The organism is Methylobacterium fujisawaense (assembly GCF_039619325.1).
Taxonomy (GTDB): Bacteria; Pseudomonadota; Alphaproteobacteria; order Rhizobiales; family Beijerinckiaceae; genus Methylobacterium; species Methylobacterium fujisawaense.
Map to the genome: position 1 here is coordinate 5642364 of NZ_CP155000.1, position 23187 is coordinate 5665550.

Genomic DNA, 23187 nt, shown 5'->3' on the forward strand with positions numbered 1-23187 from the left:
CCAAGAGAGACCCAAGCTCGGAAGTCACGAGCATGTGTTCGGTCTTGAGGGGGTTGGGGATGTCACTTCGGGCGCTTCGGAGCAGCCTGGTCGCGTCAGCATCGGTCTTGGCGGGGACGATTCTCCCCACCGCCGTGCAGGCTCAGCAATCGGTGACGCTCGGCGAGATCAGCGTCGTCTCGACGTCGCCGGTCGGGTCCGGCGGCGGCAATTCGAGCCAGGCGCAGATCTTCAACGGGCCCGGCCCGGTGCCGCCGGCGGGTTCGGTGGGACCGAGCACCGGAACGCGGCTGCGCGGCTCCGAGCAGCCGCTCTACAAGATCCCCAGCACCGTCGAGTCGGTCACCGCCAGCGATCTCACGATCGATCGCGCCAGCAACAACCTGACCACGACGCTGGCCCGGCGCACCCCCGGCATCAACGTCTCCGACTCGCAGGGCAACAACAACCGCGTCGACATCACCTATCGCGGCTTCACGGCCTCGCCCGTACAGGGCGTGCCGCAGGGGCTCGCCGTCTATCAGAACGGCGTGCGCATCAACGAAGCCTTCGGCGACATCGTCAATTTCGACCTGATCCCCCCGCAGGCGATCCAGCGGATCGACGTCGTCACCGGCAACCCGGTCTTCGGCCTCAACGCGCTCGGCGGCGCGGTCAACATCCAGATGAAGAACGGCTTCACTTGGCAGGGGACCGAGATTTCGGCCTGGGGCGGCTCTGACGCGCGCACCGCCGGCTACCTCGAGTACGGCAAGGTCTCCGGCCCCTGGAGCGTCTACTTCACCGGCGACGGCCTGAACGACCGCGGCTGGCGCTACGAGAGCCCGAGCACGATCGGCCGGATCTACGGCGACATCGGCTACCGCTCCCAGGATTCGGAGTTCCACCTGATCGGGCTCGCCGCCCGCAGCTTCTTCGGCGCAGCCGCCGCCACCCCGGTGGACTTCACCCACCGCGATCCGCGGGCGATCTTCACCTACCCGCAGACCACCACCACCGAGGTCGGCACCCTCCAGCTCACCGGCCGGGTGGACATTTCCCCGACCTGGGATCTCGCCGGCAACGCCTATTTCCGCCGCTTCAGCCAGACCTACGTCGACGGCAACGACGGCAACTTCGAGAACTGCAGTACACGGTCGAGCTTCCGCGGGAATCTCTGCTTCGAGGATGACGGCTTCAGCCCGGCTGCTGGCCAGTCGCAGAACGCCTTCCGCAACCAGTTCCTGATCCTGGGCCAGCAGAACCAGCGGATCCCGTTCCGGGCGGGCATCCCGTACGGCACGCTGGACACGACCCGGACGGAAGCCACCGGCTTCGGCGGCTCGCTGCAGGCGGCCAACCGCGACCGGATCTTCGGCCTGTCGAACACGTTCGTGGTCGGCGGCAGCATCGACGCGGCCAACTACTCGTTCAAGTCGTCCAGCACCCTGGGCGTGATCAACCCGAACCTGTCGATCACCACCGATCCGAGCAACCCGTTCTACGGCAACATCCCGGGCCTCGGCACGCCGCAGCTGCGGACCGCGGGCGCGCTGGGCATCGCGCCGAGCTCGGTCAACGGCTCCAACCTCTATATGGGCCTCTACACCCTCGACACGCTCGACGTGACCGACCGGCTGTCGCTGACCGCCGGTGCCCGGCTCAACTTCGCGCGCATCCAGAGCGAGGATCTGACCGGCTTCTCGCCGGACGTGACCGGCACGCACTACTTCAACAAGATCAACCCGGTCGCCGGCCTGACCTACCGGTTCTTCGACGCGCTGAACCTCTACGGCAGCTACTCGGAGTCGAACCGCGCCCCGACCCCGCTGGAACTGGCCTGCGCCAACCCGGACCGGCCGTGCCTGCTGCCGAACTCACTGGTGGCCGACCCGCCGCTCAAGCAGGTCACCGGGCGGACCTACGAGGTCGGCTTCCGCGGCCAGCTGCCGAACACCTATGACGGCGGCATCATCACCTACAAGATCGGCGCCTTCCGCACCGACCTCGCCAACGACATCCTGTCGCTGGCCACCCCCGGTAACACCGCCCGCGCCTACTTCGTCAACGTGCCGTCGACGCAGCGGCAGGGCATCGAGGTCGGCGGCGAGTACACGGCCGATTACCTGCGGGTCTACGCCAACTACGCGCTGGTCGACGCGACCTTCCAGTTCAACGGCACCCTGTCGTCGCCCAACAACCCGCTCGCGGATGACGGCGCGATCCAGGTCCGCAAGGGCAACGTCGTGCCGCTGGTGCCGACCCACCAGATCAAGGCCGGGTTCGACTACTTCCTCACGCCCAACTGGCAGGTCGGCCTCTACCTCCAGGCCTTCTCGTCGTCCTACTTCCGCGGCGACGAGTCGAACCTGAACCGCAAGTTGCCGCCCTATTACGTGATGAACTTCCAGACGAAGTACCAGGTGACGAAGAACCTCGAGATCTTCGGCCTCATCACCAATCTGACCAACAACCGCTACACCACGTTCGGCACCTACGCCGAGCCGGGCGCGGTGGCCGGCAACCTGCGGATCAGCGATCCGCGGACCACCACCCTGGCGCAGCCCTTCTCGGTCTACGCCGGCATCCGCTACGCCTTCGGCGCCGACCCGGTGCCGATGGCGCCGGAGCCGATCATCCGGAAGTACTGATCCGTCCCAGGTGTCCAGAGGCGGGCGCCTCCCGCGGCCTACGGGCCGCGCGGGGCGCCCGTCGCGTTTCGCGGCCCTGCATGCGGCCTCCTGTCTCGGGAACGGGCCCGTCTGCCCGGCGTCTCCCCGGTAGCCGCGCCGGCGCGTCACAATCCGCTCAGTAACGGGATGTCAGCGCCGGCCGCAATCCGACACCGTGGAGTTTCATCCTGATGATCATGCGTTTCGCCGTTGCAGCCCTGGCCCTGGCGGCCGCCACGCCGGCCCTGGCGACCCCGTGCGCCGACGAGGTCTCTACGCTGCAGAGGCGGCTCGACAGCGCCGGCGCCGTCGCAGTGACGGGCAAGACGCCGCCCGGCGGCCCAACCTCGTCCAACTCGCCCAAGGCGCTCGACGCGCCGCCGAAGCTCACCGAGTCGGATGCCGCGGTGAAGCCCACGGCCGCGGGAGTCGAGGAGGCCAAGAAGCTCGTCGCGCAGGCGAGCCAGCAGGACAAGGCCGGGGACGCTCAGGGCTGCCGCGACACGATCATGAAGGCCAAGGAGAAGGCGGGCGCCCTGCCGTAGCAGCACCCATGGCCGGCACCGCTCGGGTGCCGGCCCCTCCGCTCAGTAGGCGTTCTCGGTCTTGAACAGCGCGAAGGGCGTGGTGAGCAGGATCTGCAGGTCGAGCAGAACCGACCAGTTCTCAATGTAGTAGAGGTCGTGCTCGACGCGCCGCTGCAGCTTCTCGGACGTATCGGTCTCGCCGCGCCAACCGTTGACCTGGGCCCAGCCGGTGATGCCGGGCTTGACCTTGTGGCGGGCGAAGTACCCGTCGACCACCTGATCGTACAGGGTGTTGGCGGCCTTGGCCTGAAGGGCATGCGGGCGTGGGCCGACGAGCGACAGGTCGCCCTTCAGCACGTTGAACAGCTGCGGCAACTCGTCGAGCGAGGTCTTGCGGATGAAGCGGCCGACCGGCGTCACGCGCGGATCGCCCCGCGTGACCATCCTGGCGGCGCCGGCATCGCACTGATCCACGTACATCGAGCGGAACTTGTAGACCTCGATCAGCTCATTGTTGAAGCCGTGGCGCTTCTGCCGGAACAGGACCGGCCCGCGGGAGGTCAGGCGCACGGCGAGGGCGATCACCAGCATGAGCGGCGACAGCGCCAGAAGCATCATCAGACCGACGCAGCGATCGAACACCGCCTTCACCACCACGTCCCAATCGGCGATCGGCCTGTCGAAGACGTCGAGCACCGGAACCGAGCCCAGATACGAGTAGCTGCGTGGACGCAGGCGCAGCTTGGCGGCGTGGGCCGAGAGCCGGATATCGATCGGCAGAACCCAGAGCTTGGCGAGCATCTGGAGGATCCGCGCCTCCGCGGTGATCGGGATCGTAAAGACGATCAGGTCGAGCCGGGCGTGCCGCGCATAGGCCACGAGGTCGTCGACATTGCCGAGCTTCGGATGCCCCGCCACCACGTCCGATGATCGATCGGCGTTCCGGTCGTCGAACACGCCGACGATGCGGATGCCGCTCTCGCTCTGTGTCTCCAGGGCGGCGATCAGGGCCTCCGCGGGCTGGCCGCCGCCCACGATGGCGGTGCGCCGGTCGAACCGTCCGGCCCGGGTCTGGGCGTCGATGATCCGGAAGAGGACGAAGCGCCCGACCAGCAGCATCGCGAGGCCGGCGCCGAAGAAGGTCCCCAGCCAGAGGCGCGAGTAATGGTCGGCCACCTTGGCCAGCACGAGGCCGGTGGCGACCATCAGAAAGGTCAGCGACCACGCCACGATCAGCCGGATCGCCGTCCTGAAGAAGCTCCGGAAAGCGGCGATCCGATAGCCTCCGGACACCTGAATCAGCGTCACGGTGGTCACGGCGATCATCCCGATGGCGCCCGCATAGGTCAGACCGAACGGCACGCGACCGCGCAGCATCAGCATGTGCAGGAGCGTGCCGAGGCCGAAGATCAAGGCGCATTCCAGCGCGCGCACCAGCCCGGCCACGACGACGGGAGAGATCGCCGTGGGCCCGGGAACCGCAGCCTCGGCGAGGGGGACGCTGTCACGAGCCGGCGCCGAAGAGGCCTCCATCGGCACGGCGGCGTCGAGAAGATCGCGAATATCGAACGCGCTCATCGATCGGCTCCCCCCGAGCCCTGCAGCCGCCACTTCGATCGGAGCTTGGCACGGGGCATTGATTGAAGACTTAAGGGCGAGGCTGTCGCGGCTTTTTCCACTGCGACGCACAAGCCCCGGCGCATCACGTCCCTGCGACCGAGCTCAGGCGGTCCGGGCTCCGGCGATCTCACCCGGGGCAGGCTTGCGGCTTTGCGCGCGGGCCTCAAAGGCTGCAGCGTAGCCGGAGATCACCTCGCTGCCCATCCGCTCGAGCGAGAAGCGCTGCCGGATCGATGCGCTGAGGCTCTGCGTCCGGGCGGTGAGCACATCGGGTGGACCGTCGAGGACGCGCCGGATGCCATCTGCGAGCGCGCCCGCATCCCCGGACGAGACCAGATCGGATGCGGCCGGACCGAAGATCTCCGGTATGCCGCCGACGCGGGTGGCGACCAGGGGCTGCGCCGCCGCCGCGGCTTCCAGCACGACGTAGGGCAGCGATTCCGCCAGCGACGGGACGACCAGGATCCGTCCGCGGGCGAGGACGGAGCGAATCGCCTGGGGCGGCTCGAACGCTACCGCGTCGGCGAGACCGAGGCGTGCCACGGTCTCCCGGAGGCTCTGGGCATCCGGGCCCGAGCCGACCATCAGCAGGCGCAGCGCCCGGCCCTCGGCGCGGAGCCGGACCAGGGCTTCGAGCAGATAGGGCAGACCCTTGGCCTCCCGCAGCTCGCCGACATAGAGCAGGTCGAAGGGCTCCGCGACACGGTCCAGGGGCGCGAACTCGGCCTCGGCGATACCGTTGTGCACGATCCGCGTCACACGCTCGGGACCGCCGACGAAGCGCCGGTGCCGGCCGGCGACGTACTCGCTCTCGAACAGGAACGCGTCGGTGCGGCGGGCCAGCATCGCCTCGGCCCCCATGTAGAGACGGTGGAGCCCAGTGCCCGGACGGTAATTGTAGCTGCCGCCATGCGGGGTGTACGCGCGGATCGCCGGGCCCGCCCCGGCAAGGCGTGCATAGACACCGCCTTTGGCGCCGTGACCGTGAAGCACCTCCGCGCCGACCGCGGCAGCCCGTTGCGCGACGTTCCGGAGGCAGGACCAGTCCGACAGATGCGGATTGCGGCGCATGGGGATGCGGAGGAGGCCGAGATCCAGGATCGGCAGCAGATCCGCCAGGGCTCCCGCGGCGCGCTCGCCGCCGGTGGTGGCGTCGCAGACGATCCCGACCTGATGGCCCGCGGCGGCCTGCAGGCGGGCGAGATCCATCACGTGCCGGAACAGGCCGCCTACGGGCGCCCGGAACACGTGAAGGATCCGGTAACGCTCAGCACTGCCAGGGGCGTTCGACTTCGGGACCACGGTTCAGCTCCCGGGAATATAAGTTCCCAGGTTATGATCCACCGGTGGTCGCGGGACACTTAAAGCAGGATCGGGGGGCTCGACCTTTCGGTCGGGACGGTAAGCGGAGTTTTACGTGCGAGGCCGCAACCGATCCGCCCTAGGTCAGCGGTGCGCCGTTCAGGCTGGCCCAGATCGTCCCGTAATGGCAGGCCGCCGCGGCCAGGACGAAGCCGTGCCAGATCGCGTTCTGGAAGGGCAGGGTCCGCCAGATGTGGAAGATCACACCGATGGAGTAGAGCGCCCCGCCGATGCCCAGCAGCCACAGAGCCGTGGGCTGGAGCGCTGCGATGACGGATTCGTACGCGAGCAGGCCGCTCCAGCCCAGCAGCAGGTAGAGGCCGATCGACAGCCGATCGAACCGGCCCGGCAGCAGCAGCTTCACCGCGATCCCGATCAGCGCCACCACCCAGATGATCGCCAGCAGCGCGTAGGCTCGGATCCCCGAACCCACGAGGGCGACCAGCGGCGTGTAGGTGCCGGCGATCATCAGATAGATCAGGGCGTGGTCGGCGCGGCGGAGCAGCCATTTGCGCGGACTCACGGGGTACAGGTTGTAGAGGGCAGAAACGCCGAGCATCAGGACCAGTGCCGCGGCGTAGACGACGACCGCTGCCCGCTCCCCGAGCCCGAGATGTGTGGTGACCGCCGTGGCCACCAGGGCTACCGCGCCGGCGAAACCGAGGAGAACGCCGAGGCCGTGGATCACGCCATCCGCCACGATCTCCCGCGGCGTGTAGTGCCAGGTCAGGGAGAGGGGTCGGCCATCTTCCGCGAGAGACATCTTGAAGCCTCCTGCAACGCTTGCAGCATAAAGCTTGAGAAGTCTAAGTCGTTCCCCGTGCAGATTGCTGATGCGGAGTTATCCCAAGGTTCCACTAAAAGCGGTAAAAGTCTCGTGCAGCGCAGCACGATGGCCGCACCGCACGATAGCCTAGATCCGGCCTCTCGCCAGCCCCTCGAACCCCAGGGGCGGCTCCGCGGCCGCCGGCATCACTACGCCGGATCCCCGGCTGACCCGGGCATGGACTGTCGCCATCGTCAGCACGGCCATGGCCAGCACCTGATGCGCGAGCGCCGCCCAGAGCGGAACGGCGAGGAGCAGCGTCGCGATTCCCAGCGCCATCTGGGCGAGAACGAGGATCACGACACCGTTGGCGCGGCCGGCCGCGTTCGCCGGCCCGGTGAGGCGGGCGTCGATGGCGTGAAGGATCGCCACGACCAGGACCAGATAGGCCGTCACCCGATGGTCGAACTGAACCAGGGCGTGGTTGTCGACGAAGTTCTCGATCCAGGGCCGGATCGCGAACAAGCTGTCCAGCGGCGGCACGAAAGCGCCGTCCATGGTGGGCCAGGTATTGAAGACGAGGCCGGCATGGGAGCCGGCGACAAGCCCTCCGAGGAAGATCTGCACCAGAACCAGGATCGGGAGCACCATCGCGGTCGCCTGCAGGCGCGCCGGGACCGGTGCCAGGACGCCGCGGCGCTCGCCCGCAGCCAGCCAGACGAGGCCGGCCAGGATCAGGCTGGCGGTGGTGAGGTGAAGGGCGAGCTTGAGCGGGGCCACCGCGGTCATGCCGGGCTGGAGGCCCGAAGCGACCATGATCCAGCCGATGGCGCCCTGAAGGCCGCCGAGCACGCCGAGGCCGAGCAGCCCGAATCCGAGACGCCGGCTGATCCGGCCCTGCCACCAGAACACGATCAGCGGCAGGAAGAACACGAGGCCGATGAGCCGGCCGAGGAGGCGATGGCCCCATTCCCAGCCATACAGGACCTTGAAGGCGGACAATCCCATCCCCTGGTTGAGGATGTTGTATTGCGGCGTGTCCTTGTACTTGGCGAATTCGGCGGCCCAGTCGGCCTCGGTGAGGGGGGGGATCGCCCCGGTGACGGGGCGCCACTCGGTGATCGACAGGCCGGACCCGGTCAGACGCGTCGCGCCGCCGACCGCCACCATGGCGACGACCATGGCCGCGACCACGTAGAGCCAGGTTCGCACCGCCCCCGACCGCCGGTCGCCCGCGCCACTCATGTCCATGCCCGTCCCTTCCGCGGATGCCGGGATGCCCCGGCCGCCGCCTTCGGGTTAGGGGATGTCCGACCGCCCAGCAACGGCGCCGGCGCCGCAGCCCGCGTCAGCGGGCGCGTTGCCAACCGGATCACAGGACGGTAGCCGTCCCCGGTCGGCGCCGGGAGCGCCGGCCGCGAGGCCACGGACACAGCAATGCGCCGCCGCACCCGAACCCTGATCGGCACCCTCGTGATCCTCGCCTTCGTCTGCCTCTACGGCCCGCTGGCGATGGCCCTGGCCGACAGCCGCATCGCGGAGACGCCCGCGCCGGTGCAGGCGGTGATCTACTCGATTCTCGGCATCGCCTGGATCTTCCCGCTGATGCCGCTGATCCGGTGGATGGAGCGGCCCGATCGCTGACGCCGATCCCTCGATTTTGCCGCACTCGGGGATCACAAGCCTGCCCGTTCCCGCTCGAGATCCCGCTCCGTGCACCGCCCGTCCCTATGCCTTACGCCTCTGGCTGCCCTCGTCGTGATGCTGGCGCCCTTGCCGGCCCTGGCTCAGGGGACCCCGCGCTCCATCGGTGAATGCGAGCGCCTGAAGAACGACCTCGCCTACAATCAGTGCCTCGCGATGTTCGGCCCCGCGGCCAAGAACGTCGCCGGCGGCTACGCCTCGGCCGACACCGCTGTCGCCACGGCTGCCACCCCGGCGGCCGCCATGGCAGAGCCGATCCCGCAGGTGGAGGAGACGGCCGAGGCCAGCACCAGCCGCCGCCGGCGCTACCGGTCCGCGCGCGGCCGGCAGTACGCCTCGTTCTCGACCGGCTACCGGCACCGGCGCCGGCGCTGACGCCGGCCTCCGGATCGTCCGCTCCGACGCCTGGCATCTCGACCGGGATCCTCTGAGATCTCGACCCTAAGGCAGGTCCGGAGATTCCAGAGCCTCGAGGACCCGCGCGCCCTGCATCGAGCCGTCGCCGGGCCAGACGTTCCAGTCGGCGACCTGATCGAGAGCTTCGGCGAGCCGCCGCTTGTAGACGTGCCGCGGCACCTCCTCGGCGCCGAACTGGGTGAGATGGTCGGTGACGAACTGGGTATCGGCGAGTCGGTAGCGCCCGGCGCGGAGGCGGGCCATCAGGTGGACGAGGGCGACCTTCGAGGCGTCGCGCACCTCGTGGAACATGCTCTCGCCGAAGAAGGCCGCCCCCAACGAGACGCCGTACAGGCCGCCGACGAGCCGCCCGTCCGCGCCCGCATAGACCTCGACCGTGTGGACATGGCCGAGATCGAACAGGGCGCCGTAGAGTTCGCGGATCCGTGCGTTGATCCAGGTGCGCTCGCTGTCCCGGCGCGGCGCCGCGCAGCCGTCGATCACAGCTTCGAAGTCGGTGTCGCAGCGGACGACGAACTGGTCGGACCGCACCGTCCGGGCGAGGCGCCGGGGGACGCGGAACGCGTCGAGGGGCAACACGCCCCGCGCCTTGGGCTCGACCCAGTAGAGCGTCGGGTCGTCGGCGTCCTCCGCCATCGGGAAGATTCCCGCCGCGTAGGCCTTCAGCAGGATCTCGGGGGTGATGTCCACGCGGGCGGAATCGTGCATGCCGTGAGTGTCGCGCGCGGCCGGCGCGAAGACCAGATCCCGCGCGTGGAGCGGTCGCCGCAGCCCCGCCCCGGTCCGGTCAGGCTTTCATGCCGCCGTCTTCCAAGAAATGCTCCAGCCAATGGATGTCGTAAAGGCCGTTCTGCACGTCCGGGTTGCGGACCAGCGTCCGGAACAGCGGCAGCGTCGTGTCGATGCCGTCGATCACGAACTCGTCCAGCGCCCGGCGCAGGCGCATCAGGCACTCGTTGCGGGTCCGGCCATGGACGATCAGCTTGCCGATCAGCGAATCGTAGTTCGGCGGGATCCGGTAGCCCTGGAACGCCGCCGAATCGACACGGACGCCGAGGCCGCCCGGCGTGTGATAATGGGTGATCTCGCCCGGCGAAGGCCGGAAGGTCTCCGGGTGCTCGGCATTGATCCGACACTCGATGGCGTGGCCCTCGACCTTGATGTCCGCCTGGCTGACCGAGAGCGCCCCCCCCGAGGCGACCTGGATCTGCTCGATGACGAGGTCGATTCCGGTAATCATCTCGGTCACCGGATGCTCGACCTGGATGCGGGTGTTCATCTCGATGAAGTAGAACCGGCCGTCCTCGTACAGGAACTCGACGGTCCCGGCGCCGAGATAGCTGAGTTCCTTCATGGCGTTGGCGCAGATGCCGCCGATCTCGGCGCGCATCGATTCGTTGAGCGCCGGCGAGCCGCCTTCCTCCCACACCTTCTGGTGACGGCGCTGGAGCGAGCAGTCGCGCTCAGCGAGGTGGACGGCGCCGCCGCGCCCGTCACCCAGCACCTGCACCTCGATGTGCCGGGGCTTCTCCAGATATTTCTCGAGATAGACCGCGTCGTCGCCGAAGGCGGCCTTGGCCTCGGACCGGGCCATGCCGATCGCCTGCTCCAGCTCGGCCTCGGTGCGCGCGACCTTCATGCCGCGGCCGCCGCCGCCGGCCGCCGCCTTGACGAGGACCGGGTAGCCGATCTCCGCTGCGACGCGCTTGGCCTCATGGGGATCCTCGACCCCGCCCTCCGAGCCCGGCACGCAGGGGATTCCGAGTTTCAGCGCCGTGCGCTTCGCCTCGATCTTGTCGCCCATGGTGCGGATGTGCTGCGCCTTGGGGCCGATGAAGCCGATCTGGTGATGGGCCAGCACCTCAGCGAAGCGGGCATTCTCCGAGAGGAAGCCGTAGCCGGGATGCACGGCATCCGCTCCGGTGATCTCGCAGGCCGCGATGATCGACGGGATGTTGAGGTAGCTGTCGCGGGCGGCGGGCGGCCCGATGCAGACGCTCTCGTCGGCCAGCCGCACATGCATGGCATCCGCGTCGGCGGTGGAGTGGACCGCCACGGTGGCGATCCCGAGTTCCTTCGCCGCCCGCAGAATGCGCAGGGCGATCTCGCCGCGGTTCGCGATCAGGATCTTGTCGAACATCGGACCCGTTAGGGCGTCCTGGCGATCCCGGACCGCGCAGGATGCTCTATCCTCTTGAGTTGCGGCATCGTCCGGGACGGAGCGGCGAGCGCCCGGCGGACGTCCTAAGTGATGACGAGCAGGGCCTCGCCGAACTCGACCGGCTGACCGTCCTCGACGAAGATCGCGCTGATCGTGCCGGCGCGGGGCGCCACGATCTCGTTGAAGGTCTTCATCGCCTCGATGAGTAGAAGCTTGTCGCCGACCTCGACCTTCGAGCCCACATCCACGAAGGCCTTGGCGTCGGGCGAGGGCCGGAGATAGGCGGTCCCGACCATCGGCGAGGGCACGGTGCCGGGCTGCGCGCGGGCTGGCTCGGCCGGGGCGAGGGGGGACGGCGCCGCGGCCGCCGCCGGGGACGGGGCCACGGCCGCGAGGGGCGCGGGCGCCGCCACCTGAACATTCACGGGTTCGAGCCGCCGCGCGACACGGATGCGCAGGTCGCCCTTCTCGACCTCGATCTCGGACAGGCCGGTCTCGGTGACGAGGTTGGCGAGCTCGCGCACGAGTTCGGGATCGATGGCGTCGTTCTTTGGCATCCGGCCTACTTCGTCTCGCGGCACGTCGGTGCGTCCATCCGGGCTCGGCCCTGGACCTCCACCGCGGCCCTGCGGCTGGCGGCTCTTAGACGAAGGCGCCCCGGCGCGACAAGGCTGCGCGGAACGCCTTCGGGGTCCGTCGGGTCGATCCGTCAGCTCAGCAGGAGGCGTGGCCGCACTGGCGCACGTCGGCGATGGTCTTGCGGATCGGCTCGACGCCGACCGCGCCCGGGATCACCTCGTCGCCGATGATGAAGGCCGGCGTGCCCGAGAGGCCCAGACGGTCGCCGAGACCGCGGTTCTCGCTGAGCGCGGCCTTCACCTCGGGGGAGGCCATGTCCTTCTGGAGCTTGGTCGTGTCGGCGCCGAGGTCCTTGGCGACCTGGATCGCCCGGGCGCCGTTCACCCGGCCCTTGGTCTCCAGGAGCTTCTGGTGGAACTCCCACAGCTTGTCGCCCTTGAGCTGCTGGCGCACCGCGATGGCCACCTGGCTCGCCTCGAGGGATTCCGGGCCGAGCACCGGGAAGTCCTTGATCACCACCCGCAGCTTCGGATCGGACTTGATCAGCGTCTGGACGTCCGCCAGCGCCTTGCGGCAGTAGCCGCAATTGTAATCGAAGAACTCGACCAGCGTGACGTCGCCCGACGGGTTGCCGGCGACGACATCGTGGGGCCCGTTGAGCAGCGCCTCGCGCGACTCCTTCAAGGCGGCGGCCTGGGCGAGACGCTGCGTCTCGGCCTGCTGCTTCTCAGCCTCGGCAAGGGCCTCCTGAAGCACCTCGGGATGCTTGATCAGGTAGTCCTTGACGATCGCCTCGATGCCGGCGCGCTGCGCGTCCGTGAAGGGCGCGGCGGGGGGCGTCGCGGTCTGCGCGAGGGCGGGGACGGCGACGAGGCCGAGCGCCAGGACCAGCGCGGGCAGGGGGCGGATGAAAGGCATGGATCCTCGCTTGCGCGGCAGGCCGGCCCGCGCGTGGCGCGAGCGGTAGGGGCTGGGTTAGGCGTTTTCGCGGCGTCCGGTCAAATCCTGCCCGTGCCGATCGAATCGGTCGCGGCTGCCGGTCCGGCATCCGGTTGAGGCGCGGGCCGCGAGGGTCTACCCCCGGCGCGCCGGCAGCGCGGCGCAGACGACTTTGCAGCGAGGGATGCCATGACCCCGATCTCCCGGCGGGCCGCCGCAGTCCAGCCGTTCCTCGCGATGGATGTCATGGCCGCCGCCGCCGCCAAGGCGCGGGCTGGCGTCGACGTGGTGCGGATGGAGGTGGGCCAGCCCTCCGCCCCCGCGCCCGGCCCGGTGATCGCGGCCGCGCAGGCGGCGCTCGCCACCGGCCGCATCCCCTACACGGAGGCCCTCGGCCTGCCTGCCCTTCGGGCCCGCATCGCCCGGGACTATGCCGAGCGGCACGGCGTCGCGGTGAGCCCGGAGCGGGTGGTGATCACGACCGGATCCTCGGCCGGCTTCGTCCTCGCCTTCATGAGCCTGTTCGATTCCGGCGACCGGGTCGCCGTGCCGCAGCCCGGATACCCGGCCTATCGCAGCATCCTGACGGCCCTCGACCTCGTTCCGGCGCCGATGGTGCTGCGCGCCGAGGACCGCTTCGCCCCGACCGCCGTCCTGCTCCGCGAGACCCATGCCCGCGCGCCGGTCGCCGGGGCGCTGGTGATGAGCCCGGCCAATCCCTCCGGCACGGTGATCACGGAGGCCGCCCTGCAGGATCTCTGCGCGGCAACGCGCAACCTCGGCCTGCCGCTGATCTCCGACGAGATCTATCACGGCCTCAGCTACGGCCTGCCCACGGTCACGGCCCTGCGCTTCGACCCCGACGCGGTCGTCATCAACTCCTTCTCGAAATACCATTGCATGACCGGCTGGCGCGTCGGCTGGATGGTCGTGCCGGAGGCGCTGGTCCGCCCGATCGAGCGGCTGGCGCAGAACCTCTACATCTCGGCGCCCTACCTCTCGCAGGTCGGTGCGCTGGCGGCCTTCGACGCCACGGAGGACCTGGACGCCGTGCGCGACGGCTACGCGCGCAACCGCGCGATCCTGCTGGACGCGCTCCCGGCCCTCGGCCTCGGCCGCGTGCATCCCGCCGACGGCGCCTTCTACCTCTACGCCGACGTCTCGAACCTCACCGACGACGCCTCGGATTTCTGCCGGCGGATGCTGGACGAGGCCGATGTCGCGGCGACGCCGGGTCTCGATTTCGACCCGGATCTCGGCCACCACCACGTCCGGTTCTCGTTCGCGGGCTCGGAGGCCGAGTGCCGCGAAGCGGTGTCGCGGCTGAAGACCTGGCTGCGCTGAGGATCAGGCGAGTGCGGCCGGTACGAGGGCGCCCACCGCCTCGACAAGCTGCGAGAAGTGCTCGATCACCCGATCGGGCCCGAGTTCGGAAACCGGGCGATCGGTATAGCCGAAGGTGACCGCCACCACCGGGATGCCGGCGGCCTTGGCGGTGTCGATGTCGGTCCGGGAATCGCCGACCATCACGGCGCGCGCCGGATCGCCACCGGCGCGTGCGATCGTGCCGGTGAGGTGGCGCGGATCGGGCTTGGCTTGCGGGAAGGTGTCGCGGCCGCAGATCGCCGCGAAGCGGTGACCGATGCCCAGGAGGCGCAGCAGCTCCACCGATTGCCCCTCGAACTTGTTGGTGCAGACGGCCAGCGTGAATCCCGCCGCCTCGAGAGAATCGAGGGCCTCGACCACGCCGGGGAAAAGGTAGGTCGTGTCGGCAAGGTGGTCCCCGTAATGGTCGATGAAGGCATCGAACAGACGGTCGTGGTCTTCCGGCGAGAGCGGCCGACCCTCGGCCTCGAAGCCGCGCCGGATCAGCGCCCGGGCGCCGGCACCGATCAGCCCGCGCGCCTGGGAAAGGGGCAGCTCCGACAACCCCTCGCGCGCCATCAGCACGTTGAGTGTGCCGATCAGGTCGCCCGCGGTCTCCGCGAGGGTCCCATCCAGGTCGAACACGGCGATCGGGGGCAGGGTCGTCGGTTCGGTGGGCATGCCTGCGGGGCTCCGTGCTGGCCGGGATCTCGAAACGGCGTCGCTATCGGGGCCGGCGATGCGGGGCAAGCCGGCGGAGGGAACGCGGCAGATGCACCGATCGTCTCACCCAGCGCCCCAGACTCGCCTGAAAGCGCGGCGAAACGCAGTGCGTACCAGCCCCGGGATCCGCGATGAAACCGTCTCTGCCCCTTCTGGCCGCATGCGCCGTGCTCCAAACCCTGCCGGCGGCCGCGACCTCCTTCGAGTTCGTGCCCGCGCCACAAACCGACCTGAACCGGATGTACCGGGTCGACAAGGTGACCGGAGAGGTCACCTCCTGCCAGTACGGGCTTCAGGAATCGGCGGGGGGAATCGGTCAGACGGTCTGCTTCGGGCCGGGCGAGGGCGCCGGGCCCCAGACCCCGTCGGAATACGGGCTGGTGGCGAGCCGCCACACCCGCGAAGCCGGGGTCTTCCGGGTGAATTACCGGACCGGCGAGATGAGCATCTGCTTCGTGCTGGTGAAGAAGGAGCAGGTCGTCTGCACCCAGCAGGGCAAGCCCGGGGTCGAGAGCGCGTCCGATGCGCCGCTGACCGGACCCGCGCCCGGCCGGGCCGGGGCCAGCGCCACGCCGACACAGGGTGGGCGGCCGTGACGCCGCCTTGCCGGCGCGGGCGTTCCGGTCGGCCCGGTCCCGTGCTACGGGCCGACCGAATCTCACGGAGAGACCGGCTGCCCATGACGCGCGATTCCTCGCCCAACCTCGCCGATCGGGCGGTGTCCCGGTGAGCGGGCCGGATCTGCGCCGGGCTGCGGCCGCCCGCGCCCTCGACCTCATCGAGCCGGGCATGCGGCTCGGCCTCGGGACGGGATCCACGGCGGCGGCCTTCGTGGCACTCCTCGGGGAGCGGGTCGGCGCCGGACTCGACATCCTCGGGGTCCCGACATCCGAGGCGACCCGGGCCCAGGCGGAGAGCCTCGGCATCCGCCTCGCGACCCTCGACGAGCAGCCCGAACTCGACCTGACCATCGACGGCGCCGACGAGGTCGACGACCAGCTGCGCCTGATCAAGGGCGGCGGCGCGGCCCTGCTGCGGGAGAAGATCGTCGCCTGCGCGAGCCGCCGCATGGTGGTGATCGCCGACGTGGCCAAGCACGTGGCGCGGCTGGGCGCCTTCCCGCTTCCCATCGAGGTCAATCCCTTCGGCCTCAAGGCCACGCACCGGGCCGTCGAGGCGGCGGTCGCGGCGGCCGGCTGCTCCGGTGCGGTCCGGCTGCGCGGCCAGCCCGATGGCAAGCCCCTGGTCACCGATGGCGGCCATTACATCCTCGACGCGCATCTCGGCGCGATTCCCGATCCCGAGGCTCTCGGCGCCGCGCTGTGGGCCGTGCCGGGCGTGGTCGAGCATGGCCTGTTCCTCGGCATCGCCGACGCCGCGATCCTGGCGGCGGCGCGGGACGGGCAGGCCGAGGTCACCGTTCTCGGCAGCCTCGCCTGAGGCGCCGTCCTCGATCGCAGGTCATCCTCGCAAGAAAGTCCAGCATGTCCCGACGCCTCATCGCCGCGCCCGGCCTCGCGCTCGGCCTCGCGCTCCTGGCGCTTCCGCATCCAGCTGCAGCCCAGCCTCAAAAACCCGCGCCAACCAAGCCGACGGCGCAGCCGAATGCCCCAGCGGGCGGCACCCCGGCCGCCAATACACCGGCGGCCTCCACCTTTTCGCCGAGCCATCTGGCACTCGCCCGCGAGGTGATGCTCAGCTCCGGTATCGCCCGTTCGTTCGACTCGGTGCTGCCCGCCTTCGCCGATCAGATCCGCAAGCAGACGGTCACCCGGCCCGAGCTTTCCAAGGATCTGGAGGAAGTCCTGGCCTCGCTGCAGCCGGAGATGGAACTGCAGAAGCAGCGCATGATCGACATCGCGGCGCGGACCTACGCGTCGAAATTCTCCGAAGCCGAGCTGAAGGAGATCGCTACCTTCTTCCGCTCGCCCGCCGGGAAGCACTATGTCGAGGCGCAGCCGCAGCTTCTCGACGAGATGGTGCAGGAGATGCAGGACTGGACGCAGGACGTCTCGGAATACGTCATGGTCCGCGTCCGCGCCGAGATGGGCAAGCGCGGGCATCAGATGCAGTGAGAGTGGCCGCCCCCGCGGATCGATCGCCGTGAGAGGTCGCCCATGAGCGCGGCCGGCCGCCTCTACGCGGCGGGCGGCGTGCTCCTCGCCGTCATGCCGCTCGCCATGGTGCTCGCCAACCGGTCGAGCCCGCTCATCTGCGGGCTGGCGGCGCTCGCCTTCCTGGCCGGGCGCTGGGCGGAGGACGCGGCCGCCCTGCGCCGCCACCTGCTGGGACCGCTCCGGACGCCGCTCGCCGGCGCAGCACTCGCCTTCCTGGCCTGGGCCCTGATCTCGCTCGCCTGGAGCCCGTTCCCGGCCGCGTCGCTCCGGGTTCTCGGGGAGTTCCTGCCGACGCTGCTGGCCGCCTACCTTCTCACCTGTCTGGCGCCCGGCCGCATACCAGCGTTCGCGCCGCGCCTCGGCGCAATCGCGGTCGGGCTCGCAGGCCTCCTGATCGCGATCGACCTCGCCTCCGATCTTGCCCTGGAGCGTGCGCTCGGGCGCCGGGTCGCCGCCTTCGTTCATAACCGGCCGGCCTTGACCCTCGATCTCGTGGCCGGTCCGCTGGCCTTGGTGCTCTGGAAAGGCAGCACCCGGGGCCTGGCGGCGGCGGTGCTGGGCTTCGCGGCGCTCGGCGTCCTCCGCTCGATCAGCGGCGCCGCCCAGCTCGGACTGCTGGCAGGCGCCGCGATGGCCGCCCTGGGCCGGATGCTGCCCCTGCGGGTAGGTCTCGGCCTCGCCGGTCTCGGTCTCGGCCTCGCCGTGGCGCTCGCCCCGGTCGAGGGCGACCTTCTCGCCCGCGCCATGCCGGAGGCGGCGCACGAGCGGCTCGTCCAGTCCTCCTCCCGGGCACGGGTCGCGATCGCGCGCAGCTTCGGCGCCGCCGTGGCGGCCGATCCCTGGCGCGGCGCGGGCTTCGGCACCAGCGCGCGCTTCGCCGAGACGCCCGTCGCGGAGACGGTGCCCCCCGAGATGCGGGTCCTGCTCGGGGTCGGACATCCGCACAACAGCTTCCTGCAGATCTGGGCCGAGCTGGGCCTGCCCGGCGCCCTCCTCGCCGCCCTGACGCTGATGCTGATGCTGGCCCGGATCGCGCGGCTGACGCAGCCGGACCGCGCCGCGGCCCTCGGTCTCGTCGCCTGCGCGGCGGCGATCGCCTTCGTCGAGCACAACGGCTGGGCGGCATGGTGGACGGCGGGGCTCGGCGCTGCCATCACCTGGATGCGTGCGGCGTCTCCAGCCGACGCGAACGAGAGATCCGAGCGGGACGGTCCGGCATGAGCGCGTTCGACGTCGACCTCTTCGTCATCGGCGGCGGGTCCGGTGGTGTCCGCGCGGCGCGGATCGCGGCTGGATACGGCGCGCGGGTGATGCTGGCCGAGGAGTACCGCGTCGGCGGCACCTGCGTGATCCGCGGCTGCGTCCCGAAGAAGCTGATGGTCTATGCCGGCCGCTTCGCCGACGAATTCGCGGATGCCGCGGGCTTCGGCTGGACGGTGGGACAGCCCCGCTTCGACTGGGGCACCCTCAAGAGCCGGCGCGACGCGGAGGTGACCCGGCTCGAAGGCATCTACGACGCCAACCTGATCCGCGCCGGCGTCGAGATCGTGCCCGAGCGGGCGGTGATCGAGGATCCCCACACGGTCCGCCTGCTGAAGTCCGGCCGCACGGTCCGGGCGGAACGCATCCTCGTGGCGGTGGGCGCGCATCCGGTGAAGGAGCCGGCGGTGCCCGGGATCGATCTGGCGATCACCTCGAACGAGGTGTTCGAGCTGGAGAGCCTGCCGGAGCGCATCCTGGTGATCGGCGGCGGCTACATCGCGGTGGAATTCGCCGGCATCTTCGCGGCGCTCGGCAGCCGCACCACGCTGCTGCACCGGGGCGAAAGGCTGCTGCGCGGCTTCGACGACGAGATCCGCGACGCCCTCGCCGAGGCCTACGGCCAACGGATGGACCTGCGGCTCGGGCGCACGCTGCGGCGCATCGCACGGCAGGATGGCGGCCTCTGCGCGGAGCTCGACGACGGCAGCGAGATCCGGGTCGATCAGGTGCTCATCGCCACCGGCCGGCGGCCCAACGTGGACGGGCTCGGCCTTGATCGCGTCGGGATCGAGACCGACGGGGCCGGAGCGATCCCGGTGGACGCCTATTCGCAGACCAAGGTGCCGTCGATCTATGCGGTGGGCGACGTGACCAACCGCGCCAACTTGACGCCGGTGGCGATCCGCGAGGGCCACGCCTTCGCCGACACGGTCTATGGCGGCAGGCCCTCCTGCGTCGATCACCGCCTGATCCCCACCGCGGTGTTCTCGACCCCCGAGATCGGCGTCGTCGGCCACAGCGAGGCGGCCGCCCGGGAGATCTACGGCAAGATCGACGTCTACAAGGCGCGCTTCCGCCCGATGAAGGCGACCCTGTCCGGACGGGAGGAACGCATCCTCATGAAGGTGCTGGTCGACTGCGCCAGCGACCGGGTGGTGGGCGTCCACATCTTCGGCCACGATGCCGGGGAGGTGATCCAGGCGGTCGGTATCGCCGTGACCATGGGTGCCACGAAGGCCGATTTCGACCGGACCATCGCGGTCCATCCGACAGCCGCCGAGGAGCTCGTGACCATGCGGGTTCCGGAGGTCACCAAGCATCCGGTCGGCGTCGGCTGAAACCTCCGTGCAGGCGGGGCCTCGACGCGGTGCGTGACCGAGCCATATCTGTGGCATGGGCAAGCCGAGCACAGGCAAGGGACGACGCGAGGACGACGCGCATGCGCGGCGGCAGGCGATCATCGATGGCCTGCTGGCGGACGCCCTGAGGCCGGCCTTCCATCGGCCGCCGAGCCACGATGCCCTGCCGCCCGATATCCGTCAGGCCATCGACCGCCTGCTCGCCAAGGCTGAGGCGCAGCGCAGCCGCAACCTGACCTACGACGATCTGGAGGAAGCGCTGCCACCCCGGGACGTGTCGGCGGAAGACTTGGAGGCGATCTTCTGGATCCTGGCCGAGCACGGGATCGAGGTGGAAGACGGCGAGGCCTGACGCCGAGGCGCGCCTGCCCCCGGTTTCGCGGCACTCGCAAGTGTGAAGGAACCTCTCTATAAGCCGCGCTTCGCGCGACGGCGCGATCGCACGAAGAGGTGCGCGGAGAGAGACCATGGGCGAGCGTTGGACACCGAAAAGCTGGAGACATCTGCCGATCGAGCAGGTGCCCGCCTATCCGGACGCTGCCGCCCTGGGTGCCGTCGAGTCGCAGATCGCGAGCTTTCCGCCGCTGGTCTTTGCAGGTGAGGCCCGCAAGCTGAAGGCGGCGCTGGGGCGCGTCGCCGCGGGCCAAGCCTTTCTGCTGCAGGGCGGCGACTGCGCCGAGAGCTTCGACGAGCATTCCGCCGACAACATCCGGGATTTCTTCCGGGTGTTCCTTCAGATGGCGATGGTGCTGACCTTCGCGGGCGGATCGCCCGTGGTGAAGGTCGGGCGCATCGCCGGCCAGTTCGCCAAGCCGCGCTCCTCGCCCACCGAGACCCTCGAGGGCGTGAGCCTGCCGAGCTACCGGGGCGACATTATCAACGGCATCGGCTTCACCGAGGAGTTGCGGGTTCCGGATCCCCGCCGCCAGCTCGAGGCCTACCGTCAGTCGGCCGCGACCCTCAACCTGCTGCGCGCCTTCGCCACCGGCGGCTACGCCAACCTGGAGAACGCGCATCGCTGGATGCTGGGCTTCGTGAAGGATTCGCCGCAATCCTCGCGCTACCAGGATGTGGCCGGCCGCATGACCGACGCCCTCGACTTCATGCGGGCGATCGGCATCAATCCGGAGACGCATCCGGAGGTGCGGACCACCGATTTCTACACCAGCCACGAGGCGCTGCTGCTCGGCTACGAGGAGGCGCTGACCCGCGTCGATTCGACCACGGGCGACTGGTACGCGACCTCCGGCCACATGCTGTGGATCGGCGACCGGACCCGGCAGCCCGACCACGCCCACGTGGAATACGCCCGCGGCATCAAGAACCCGATCGGCCTCAAGTGCGGCCCGTCCATGAAGGCCGAAGGCTTGATCCGGCTGATCGACCTGCTCAACCCGGAGAATGAGCCGGGGCGCCTCAGCCTGATCTGCCGCTTCGGCGCCGACAAGGTCGGCGACCACCTGCCGGCGCTGATCCGGGCGGTCGAGCGGGAAGGGCGCTCGGTGGTGTGGATCTGCGATCCGATGCACGGGAACACGATCCCGGCGGGCCGCTACAAGACCCGGCCCTTCGAGCGGGTGATGCAGGAGATCGAAGGCTTCTTCGGCGTTCACCGGGCCGAGGGCACCTTCGCGGGCGGCATCCATCTGGAGATGACCGGCAAGGACGTCACCGAATGCACGGGCGGCGCCCGGGCACTGACGGCTGACGACCTTCAGGACCGCTACCACACCTACTGCGACCCGCGCCTCAACGCGGAGCAGGCCCTCGAGGTGGCGTTCCGGACCGCCGAGCTGGTCAAGGCCGAGCGCAGCCACGTGGAGCGCCCGCGCCTCGACGCCGCCGAATAGGGCGGGCCCTCCGCCCGCAGACCGATGGCGCGCGCGGCCTCCTCGCGGGGGCGGCGCGCGTCCGGCTCCAAGCCGCCGTCCTGGCAATCCGGTCCGCCGCAGGGCCTCGTGCAAAGCGGTGACGAGGCGTGCCGACGTGAACGCGCAGATTCGATCTACCCCGAGGCTGTAGACCGGCCGATCACAGGCCTTGACGAACTCCCCGGCGCGCGGATCGCGCTCCAGGATCCTGCGAACCTGGGGGCGCCCATCCATCGCAGGCCCGAAGAACTGCAACGCGCCGCGCGCCTCGGCCTTTTCCGCGATCGCGGGTGACCTCGGCGTTCTTGATGCGCTTCTCACAGCTCGTCCCGTCGCTCGGCGCGAGGGTGAGGCCGATGGTGAACCCGACGTGGATTGCAGGGGGCCGTTCCCGGCCGATCAGCGTTGCGCCGATCGGAGCGGCTCCATCGACTGCGGCGGTTTCACGGGTTCGACCGACTGGCCGTCGCGCAAGTCCGGAGCCGGGCTGTAGATGATGCGGCTGTCCGCGGAGAGACCGGAATCCAGCTCCAGCGTGCGCCCGAGATCGCGCCGCACGCGGATCGTCCGCCATGTCACCCGGTCATCGTCGCCCAGGGTCGCGACCTGCAGGCCGTTGCTGTTGAACACCGTCGCCTCGGCGGGGATCGTTACGCCGGGCTCGGTCCGGGGGATCTTGAGGGTGACGTAGGCATAGAGCCCGGCGCGCAGGGTCCGGTCGGGATTGGGCACGTCCACCTGGGTGGTCAACGTACGCGACGCCGCGTTCAGCGCAACGGAGCTGCGCTCCACGATACCCTCGAAGCGGCGGCCCGGCATCTGCGGGACGGTGATCGCTGCCTGGACACCGGGCTTCACGCCGATGGCGTCGTTCTGCGGGACGTTGACGGTGATCCGCAGGGTGCTGTCCTGATCCATGCTCAGGAGCGGCGTCCCGCCGTTATCGGCCCGGACAAGATCCCCGACATCGACATTGCGCACCGTTACGACGCCATCGAACGGGGCTACGACGCGCTCGAACGCAGTGAGCGCCTTCAGGCGGTCGACGACGGCCTCCTGCACCTTGATGTTGGCCGTGGCGACCTTCACGCCGGCCTCTGCGGCGGCGAGCGCCGCGGCCTGACTGAGCACACCGGCCTGGGTGTTGTCGGCGTTCTGCCGCGACGCCCAACCTTGCACCGCGAGCGTGGAGGTGCGGTTATTGGTGAGGTTGGCGAGGTTGACGTTGGCGCGCGCCTGCTCGACCTGCGCCTGCGCCTGGAGCAACTGCGCCCTCAATTGTCCGACCTGCGCCTCGGCCTGCGCGCGTTGCTGATCGAGATCCGGTGCGGCGATGCGCAGGAGCAGCTCGCCCGCCTTCACGCGCGATCCGATATCGACCCGGCGTTCGGCGATGTAGCCGGTGGCGCGGGCGGCGATCGCCGCCGTGGTGAAGGCCTGCATCTCGCCGGGAAGCACGAGATCGACGGGCCCCTCCGCCCGCACGGCCGTGACGGTCCGCACCTGGGGCACGAGGGTCTTGATCCGCTCCAGCGTCGCGGTCGCCTCCGCGTCGCGCTGCCAATGGCCGTAGGCGCCCCAGGCCAGGAGACCCATTGCGGCAAGCCCTACGAGAAAGAACGGGACCTTGCCGGGCGGCGGTGGAACGTCCGCACCCGCGTCGTGCGCCTTCATCGATCGGCTCTCCGCCCCGAACGTCAGGTCGGGTCACGGTGAAGGTAGCGGGCGACGGCCGGGCCGGCCAGAGCGGTCACGGGCCGCATC

General features: G+C 69.9%; 22 protein-coding genes. 12 read left to right on the top strand and 10 right to left on the bottom strand.

Annotated elements, in window-relative coordinates:
- Positions 1–59: 59 nt before the first annotated feature.
- Together ABC766_RS26725 and ABC766_RS26730 are read left to right on the top strand one after the other, a co-directional pair.
- Positions 60–2630 carry a TonB-dependent receptor gene (locus tag ABC766_RS26725; protein WP_345819867.1) on the top strand — a complete coding sequence of 857 codons (2571 nt, stop codon included), beginning with the start codon at positions 60–62 and terminating at the stop codon, positions 2628–2630.
- Positions 2631–2842: 212 nt separating this feature from the next.
- Positions 2843–3196 carry a hypothetical protein gene (locus tag ABC766_RS26730; RefSeq protein ID WP_342140701.1) on the top strand — a complete coding sequence of 118 codons (354 nt, stop codon included), beginning with the start codon at positions 2843–2845 and terminating at the stop codon, positions 3194–3196.
- 42 nt (positions 3197–3238) lie between these two features.
- Here the strand turns inward: ABC766_RS26730 and ABC766_RS26735 are convergent, their stop codons facing one another.
- The 4 genes from ABC766_RS26735 to ABC766_RS26750 form a co-directional block, all read right to left on the bottom strand.
- Complete coding sequence (locus tag ABC766_RS26735) at positions 3239–4756, bottom strand: undecaprenyl-phosphate glucose phosphotransferase (protein ID WP_345819868.1); 1518 nt, start codon at positions 4754–4756, stop codon at positions 3239–3241.
- A 144-nt stretch (positions 4757–4900) separates the two neighbouring features.
- Positions 4901–6100 carry a glycosyltransferase family 4 protein gene (locus tag ABC766_RS26740; RefSeq protein WP_345819869.1) on the bottom strand — a complete coding sequence of 400 codons (1200 nt, stop codon included), beginning with the start codon at positions 6098–6100 and terminating at the stop codon, positions 4901–4903.
- Positions 6101–6239: 139 nt separating this feature from the next.
- Positions 6240–6923, bottom strand: coding sequence for a PAQR family membrane homeostasis protein TrhA (trhA, locus tag ABC766_RS26745; protein WP_043345925.1), 684 nt, complete (start codon positions 6921–6923; stop codon positions 6240–6242).
- A gap of 150 nt (positions 6924–7073) precedes the next feature.
- Complete coding sequence (locus tag ABC766_RS26750) at positions 7074–8177, bottom strand: COX15/CtaA family protein (RefSeq protein ID WP_043345926.1); 1104 nt, start codon at positions 8175–8177, stop codon at positions 7074–7076.
- A 186-nt stretch (positions 8178–8363) separates the two neighbouring features.
- Between ABC766_RS26750 and ABC766_RS26755 the strand changes: the two genes are divergently transcribed.
- Both ABC766_RS26755 and ABC766_RS26760 read left to right on the top strand, forming a co-directional pair.
- Positions 8364–8570: a DUF2842 domain-containing protein gene (locus ABC766_RS26755; RefSeq protein ID WP_043345928.1), complete on the top strand. Its 207-nt coding sequence runs from the start codon at positions 8364–8366 to the stop codon at positions 8568–8570.
- Positions 8571–8639: 69 nt separating this feature from the next.
- Positions 8640–9005: a hypothetical protein gene (locus ABC766_RS26760; protein WP_043345929.1), complete on the top strand. Its 366-nt coding sequence runs from the start codon at positions 8640–8642 to the stop codon at positions 9003–9005.
- A gap of 66 nt (positions 9006–9071) precedes the next feature.
- Here the strand turns inward: ABC766_RS26760 and aat are convergent, their stop codons facing one another.
- From aat to ABC766_RS26780, 4 genes are all read right to left on the bottom strand, one after another.
- Positions 9072–9755 (bottom strand): leucyl/phenylalanyl-tRNA--protein transferase, encoded by a 684-nt coding sequence (gene aat / locus ABC766_RS26765; protein ID WP_342140703.1) that lies wholly within the window; start codon positions 9753–9755, stop codon positions 9072–9074.
- 79 nt (positions 9756–9834) lie between these two features.
- Positions 9835–11187, bottom strand: a complete 1353-nt coding sequence (gene accC, locus ABC766_RS26770; protein WP_342140704.1) for an acetyl-CoA carboxylase biotin carboxylase subunit — start codon at positions 11185–11187, stop codon at positions 9835–9837.
- 104 nt (positions 11188–11291) lie between these two features.
- On the bottom strand, positions 11292–11765 hold the full coding sequence (accB, locus tag ABC766_RS26775; protein WP_342140705.1) for an acetyl-CoA carboxylase biotin carboxyl carrier protein: 474 nt from the start codon (positions 11763–11765) through the stop codon (positions 11292–11294).
- Positions 11766–11922: 157 nt separating this feature from the next.
- On the bottom strand, positions 11923–12705 hold the full coding sequence (locus ABC766_RS26780) for a DsbA family protein (protein ID WP_043345940.1): 783 nt from the start codon (positions 12703–12705) through the stop codon (positions 11923–11925).
- Between the two features lie 210 nt (positions 12706–12915).
- On the opposite strand from ABC766_RS26780, the gene ABC766_RS26785 reads away from it, so the two are divergent.
- The gene (locus tag ABC766_RS26785) at positions 12916–14070 is read left to right on the top strand and encodes a pyridoxal phosphate-dependent aminotransferase (protein WP_345819870.1); all 1155 of its coding nucleotides are present in this window, start codon (positions 12916–12918) and stop codon (positions 14068–14070) included.
- Between the two features lie 3 nt (positions 14071–14073).
- On the opposite strand, the gene ABC766_RS26790 is transcribed toward ABC766_RS26785, so the two are convergent.
- The gene (locus ABC766_RS26790) at positions 14074–14772 is read right to left on the bottom strand and encodes a phosphoglycolate phosphatase (protein WP_345819871.1); all 699 of its coding nucleotides are present in this window, start codon (positions 14770–14772) and stop codon (positions 14074–14076) included.
- A gap of 173 nt (positions 14773–14945) precedes the next feature.
- Between ABC766_RS26790 and ABC766_RS26795 the strand changes: the two genes are divergently transcribed.
- From ABC766_RS26795 to ABC766_RS26825, 7 genes are all read left to right on the top strand, one after another.
- The gene (locus tag ABC766_RS26795) at positions 14946–15410 is read left to right on the top strand and encodes a hypothetical protein (RefSeq protein WP_043380709.1); all 465 of its coding nucleotides are present in this window, start codon (positions 14946–14948) and stop codon (positions 15408–15410) included.
- A 130-nt stretch (positions 15411–15540) separates the two neighbouring features.
- The gene (gene rpiA, locus ABC766_RS26800) at positions 15541–16254 is read left to right on the top strand and encodes a ribose-5-phosphate isomerase RpiA (RefSeq protein WP_345819872.1); all 714 of its coding nucleotides are present in this window, start codon (positions 15541–15543) and stop codon (positions 16252–16254) included.
- A 44-nt stretch (positions 16255–16298) separates the two neighbouring features.
- Positions 16299–16889, top strand: coding sequence for a DUF2059 domain-containing protein (locus ABC766_RS26805; RefSeq protein WP_043380704.1), 591 nt, complete (start codon positions 16299–16301; stop codon positions 16887–16889).
- Between the two features lie 42 nt (positions 16890–16931).
- Positions 16932–18152 (top strand): O-antigen ligase family protein, encoded by a 1221-nt coding sequence (locus tag ABC766_RS26810; protein WP_345819873.1) that lies wholly within the window; start codon positions 16932–16934, stop codon positions 18150–18152.
- A complete protein-coding gene (gene gor / locus ABC766_RS26815) occupies positions 18149–19531 on the top strand; it encodes a glutathione-disulfide reductase (protein ID WP_345819874.1) in 1383 nt (460 codons plus the stop codon). The genes ABC766_RS26810 and gor overlap by 4 nt, the downstream gene beginning before the upstream one ends.
- 55 nt (positions 19532–19586) lie before the next feature.
- Positions 19587–19904: an RNA polymerase sigma factor region1.1 domain-containing protein gene (locus ABC766_RS26820; protein WP_043380700.1), complete on the top strand. Its 318-nt coding sequence runs from the start codon at positions 19587–19589 to the stop codon at positions 19902–19904.
- Between the two features lie 115 nt (positions 19905–20019).
- Positions 20020–21402 carry a class II 3-deoxy-7-phosphoheptulonate synthase gene (locus ABC766_RS26825; RefSeq protein WP_043380697.1) on the top strand — a complete coding sequence of 461 codons (1383 nt, stop codon included), beginning with the start codon at positions 20020–20022 and terminating at the stop codon, positions 21400–21402.
- 420 nt (positions 21403–21822) lie between these two features.
- On the opposite strand, the gene ABC766_RS26830 is transcribed toward ABC766_RS26825, so the two are convergent.
- The gene (locus ABC766_RS26830; protein WP_345819875.1) at positions 21823–23097 is read right to left on the bottom strand and encodes an efflux RND transporter periplasmic adaptor subunit; all 1275 of its coding nucleotides are present in this window, start codon (positions 23095–23097) and stop codon (positions 21823–21825) included.
- Positions 23098–23187 lie beyond the last annotated feature (90 nt).

Excerpts from the sequence above, each read along its gene's own strand:
- ABC766_RS26725 (WP_345819867.1), top strand. The coding sequence starts at position 60 with ATGTCACTTCGGGCGCTTCGGAGCAGCCTGGTCGCGTCAGCATCGGTC.
- ABC766_RS26730 (WP_342140701.1), top strand. The coding sequence starts at position 2,843 with ATGATCATGCGTTTCGCCGTTGCAGCCCTGGCCCTGGCGGCCGCCACG.
- ABC766_RS26735 (WP_345819868.1), bottom strand. The coding sequence starts at position 4,756 with ATGAGCGCGTTCGATATTCGCGATCTTCTCGACGCCGCCGTGCCGATG.
- trhA (WP_043345925.1), bottom strand. The coding sequence starts at position 6,923 with ATGTCTCTCGCGGAAGATGGCCGACCCCTCTCCCTGACCTGGCACTAC.
- ABC766_RS26750 (WP_043345926.1), bottom strand. The coding sequence starts at position 8,177 with ATGGACATGAGTGGCGCGGGCGACCGGCGGTCGGGGGCGGTGCGAACC.
- ABC766_RS26755 (WP_043345928.1), top strand. The coding sequence starts at position 8,364 with ATGCGCCGCCGCACCCGAACCCTGATCGGCACCCTCGTGATCCTCGCC.
- aat (WP_342140703.1), bottom strand. The coding sequence starts at position 9,755 with ATGCACGATTCCGCCCGCGTGGACATCACCCCCGAGATCCTGCTGAAG.
- accC (WP_342140704.1), bottom strand. The coding sequence starts at position 11,187 with ATGTTCGACAAGATCCTGATCGCGAACCGCGGCGAGATCGCCCTGCGC.
- accB (WP_342140705.1), bottom strand. The coding sequence starts at position 11,765 with ATGCCAAAGAACGACGCCATCGATCCCGAACTCGTGCGCGAGCTCGCC.
- ABC766_RS26780 (WP_043345940.1), bottom strand. The coding sequence starts at position 12,705 with ATGCCTTTCATCCGCCCCCTGCCCGCGCTGGTCCTGGCGCTCGGCCTC.
- ABC766_RS26785 (WP_345819870.1), top strand. The coding sequence starts at position 12,916 with ATGACCCCGATCTCCCGGCGGGCCGCCGCAGTCCAGCCGTTCCTCGCG.
- ABC766_RS26790 (WP_345819871.1), bottom strand. The coding sequence starts at position 14,772 with ATGCCCACCGAACCGACGACCCTGCCCCCGATCGCCGTGTTCGACCTG.
- ABC766_RS26795 (WP_043380709.1), top strand. The coding sequence starts at position 14,946 with ATGAAACCGTCTCTGCCCCTTCTGGCCGCATGCGCCGTGCTCCAAACC.
- ABC766_RS26805 (WP_043380704.1), top strand. The coding sequence starts at position 16,299 with ATGTCCCGACGCCTCATCGCCGCGCCCGGCCTCGCGCTCGGCCTCGCG.
- ABC766_RS26810 (WP_345819873.1), top strand. The coding sequence starts at position 16,932 with ATGAGCGCGGCCGGCCGCCTCTACGCGGCGGGCGGCGTGCTCCTCGCC.
- gor (WP_345819874.1), top strand. The coding sequence starts at position 18,149 with ATGAGCGCGTTCGACGTCGACCTCTTCGTCATCGGCGGCGGGTCCGGT.
- ABC766_RS26820 (WP_043380700.1), top strand. The coding sequence starts at position 19,587 with ATGGGCAAGCCGAGCACAGGCAAGGGACGACGCGAGGACGACGCGCAT.
- ABC766_RS26825 (WP_043380697.1), top strand. The coding sequence starts at position 20,020 with ATGGGCGAGCGTTGGACACCGAAAAGCTGGAGACATCTGCCGATCGAG.
- ABC766_RS26830 (WP_345819875.1), bottom strand. The coding sequence starts at position 23,097 with ATGAAGGCGCACGACGCGGGTGCGGACGTTCCACCGCCGCCCGGCAAG.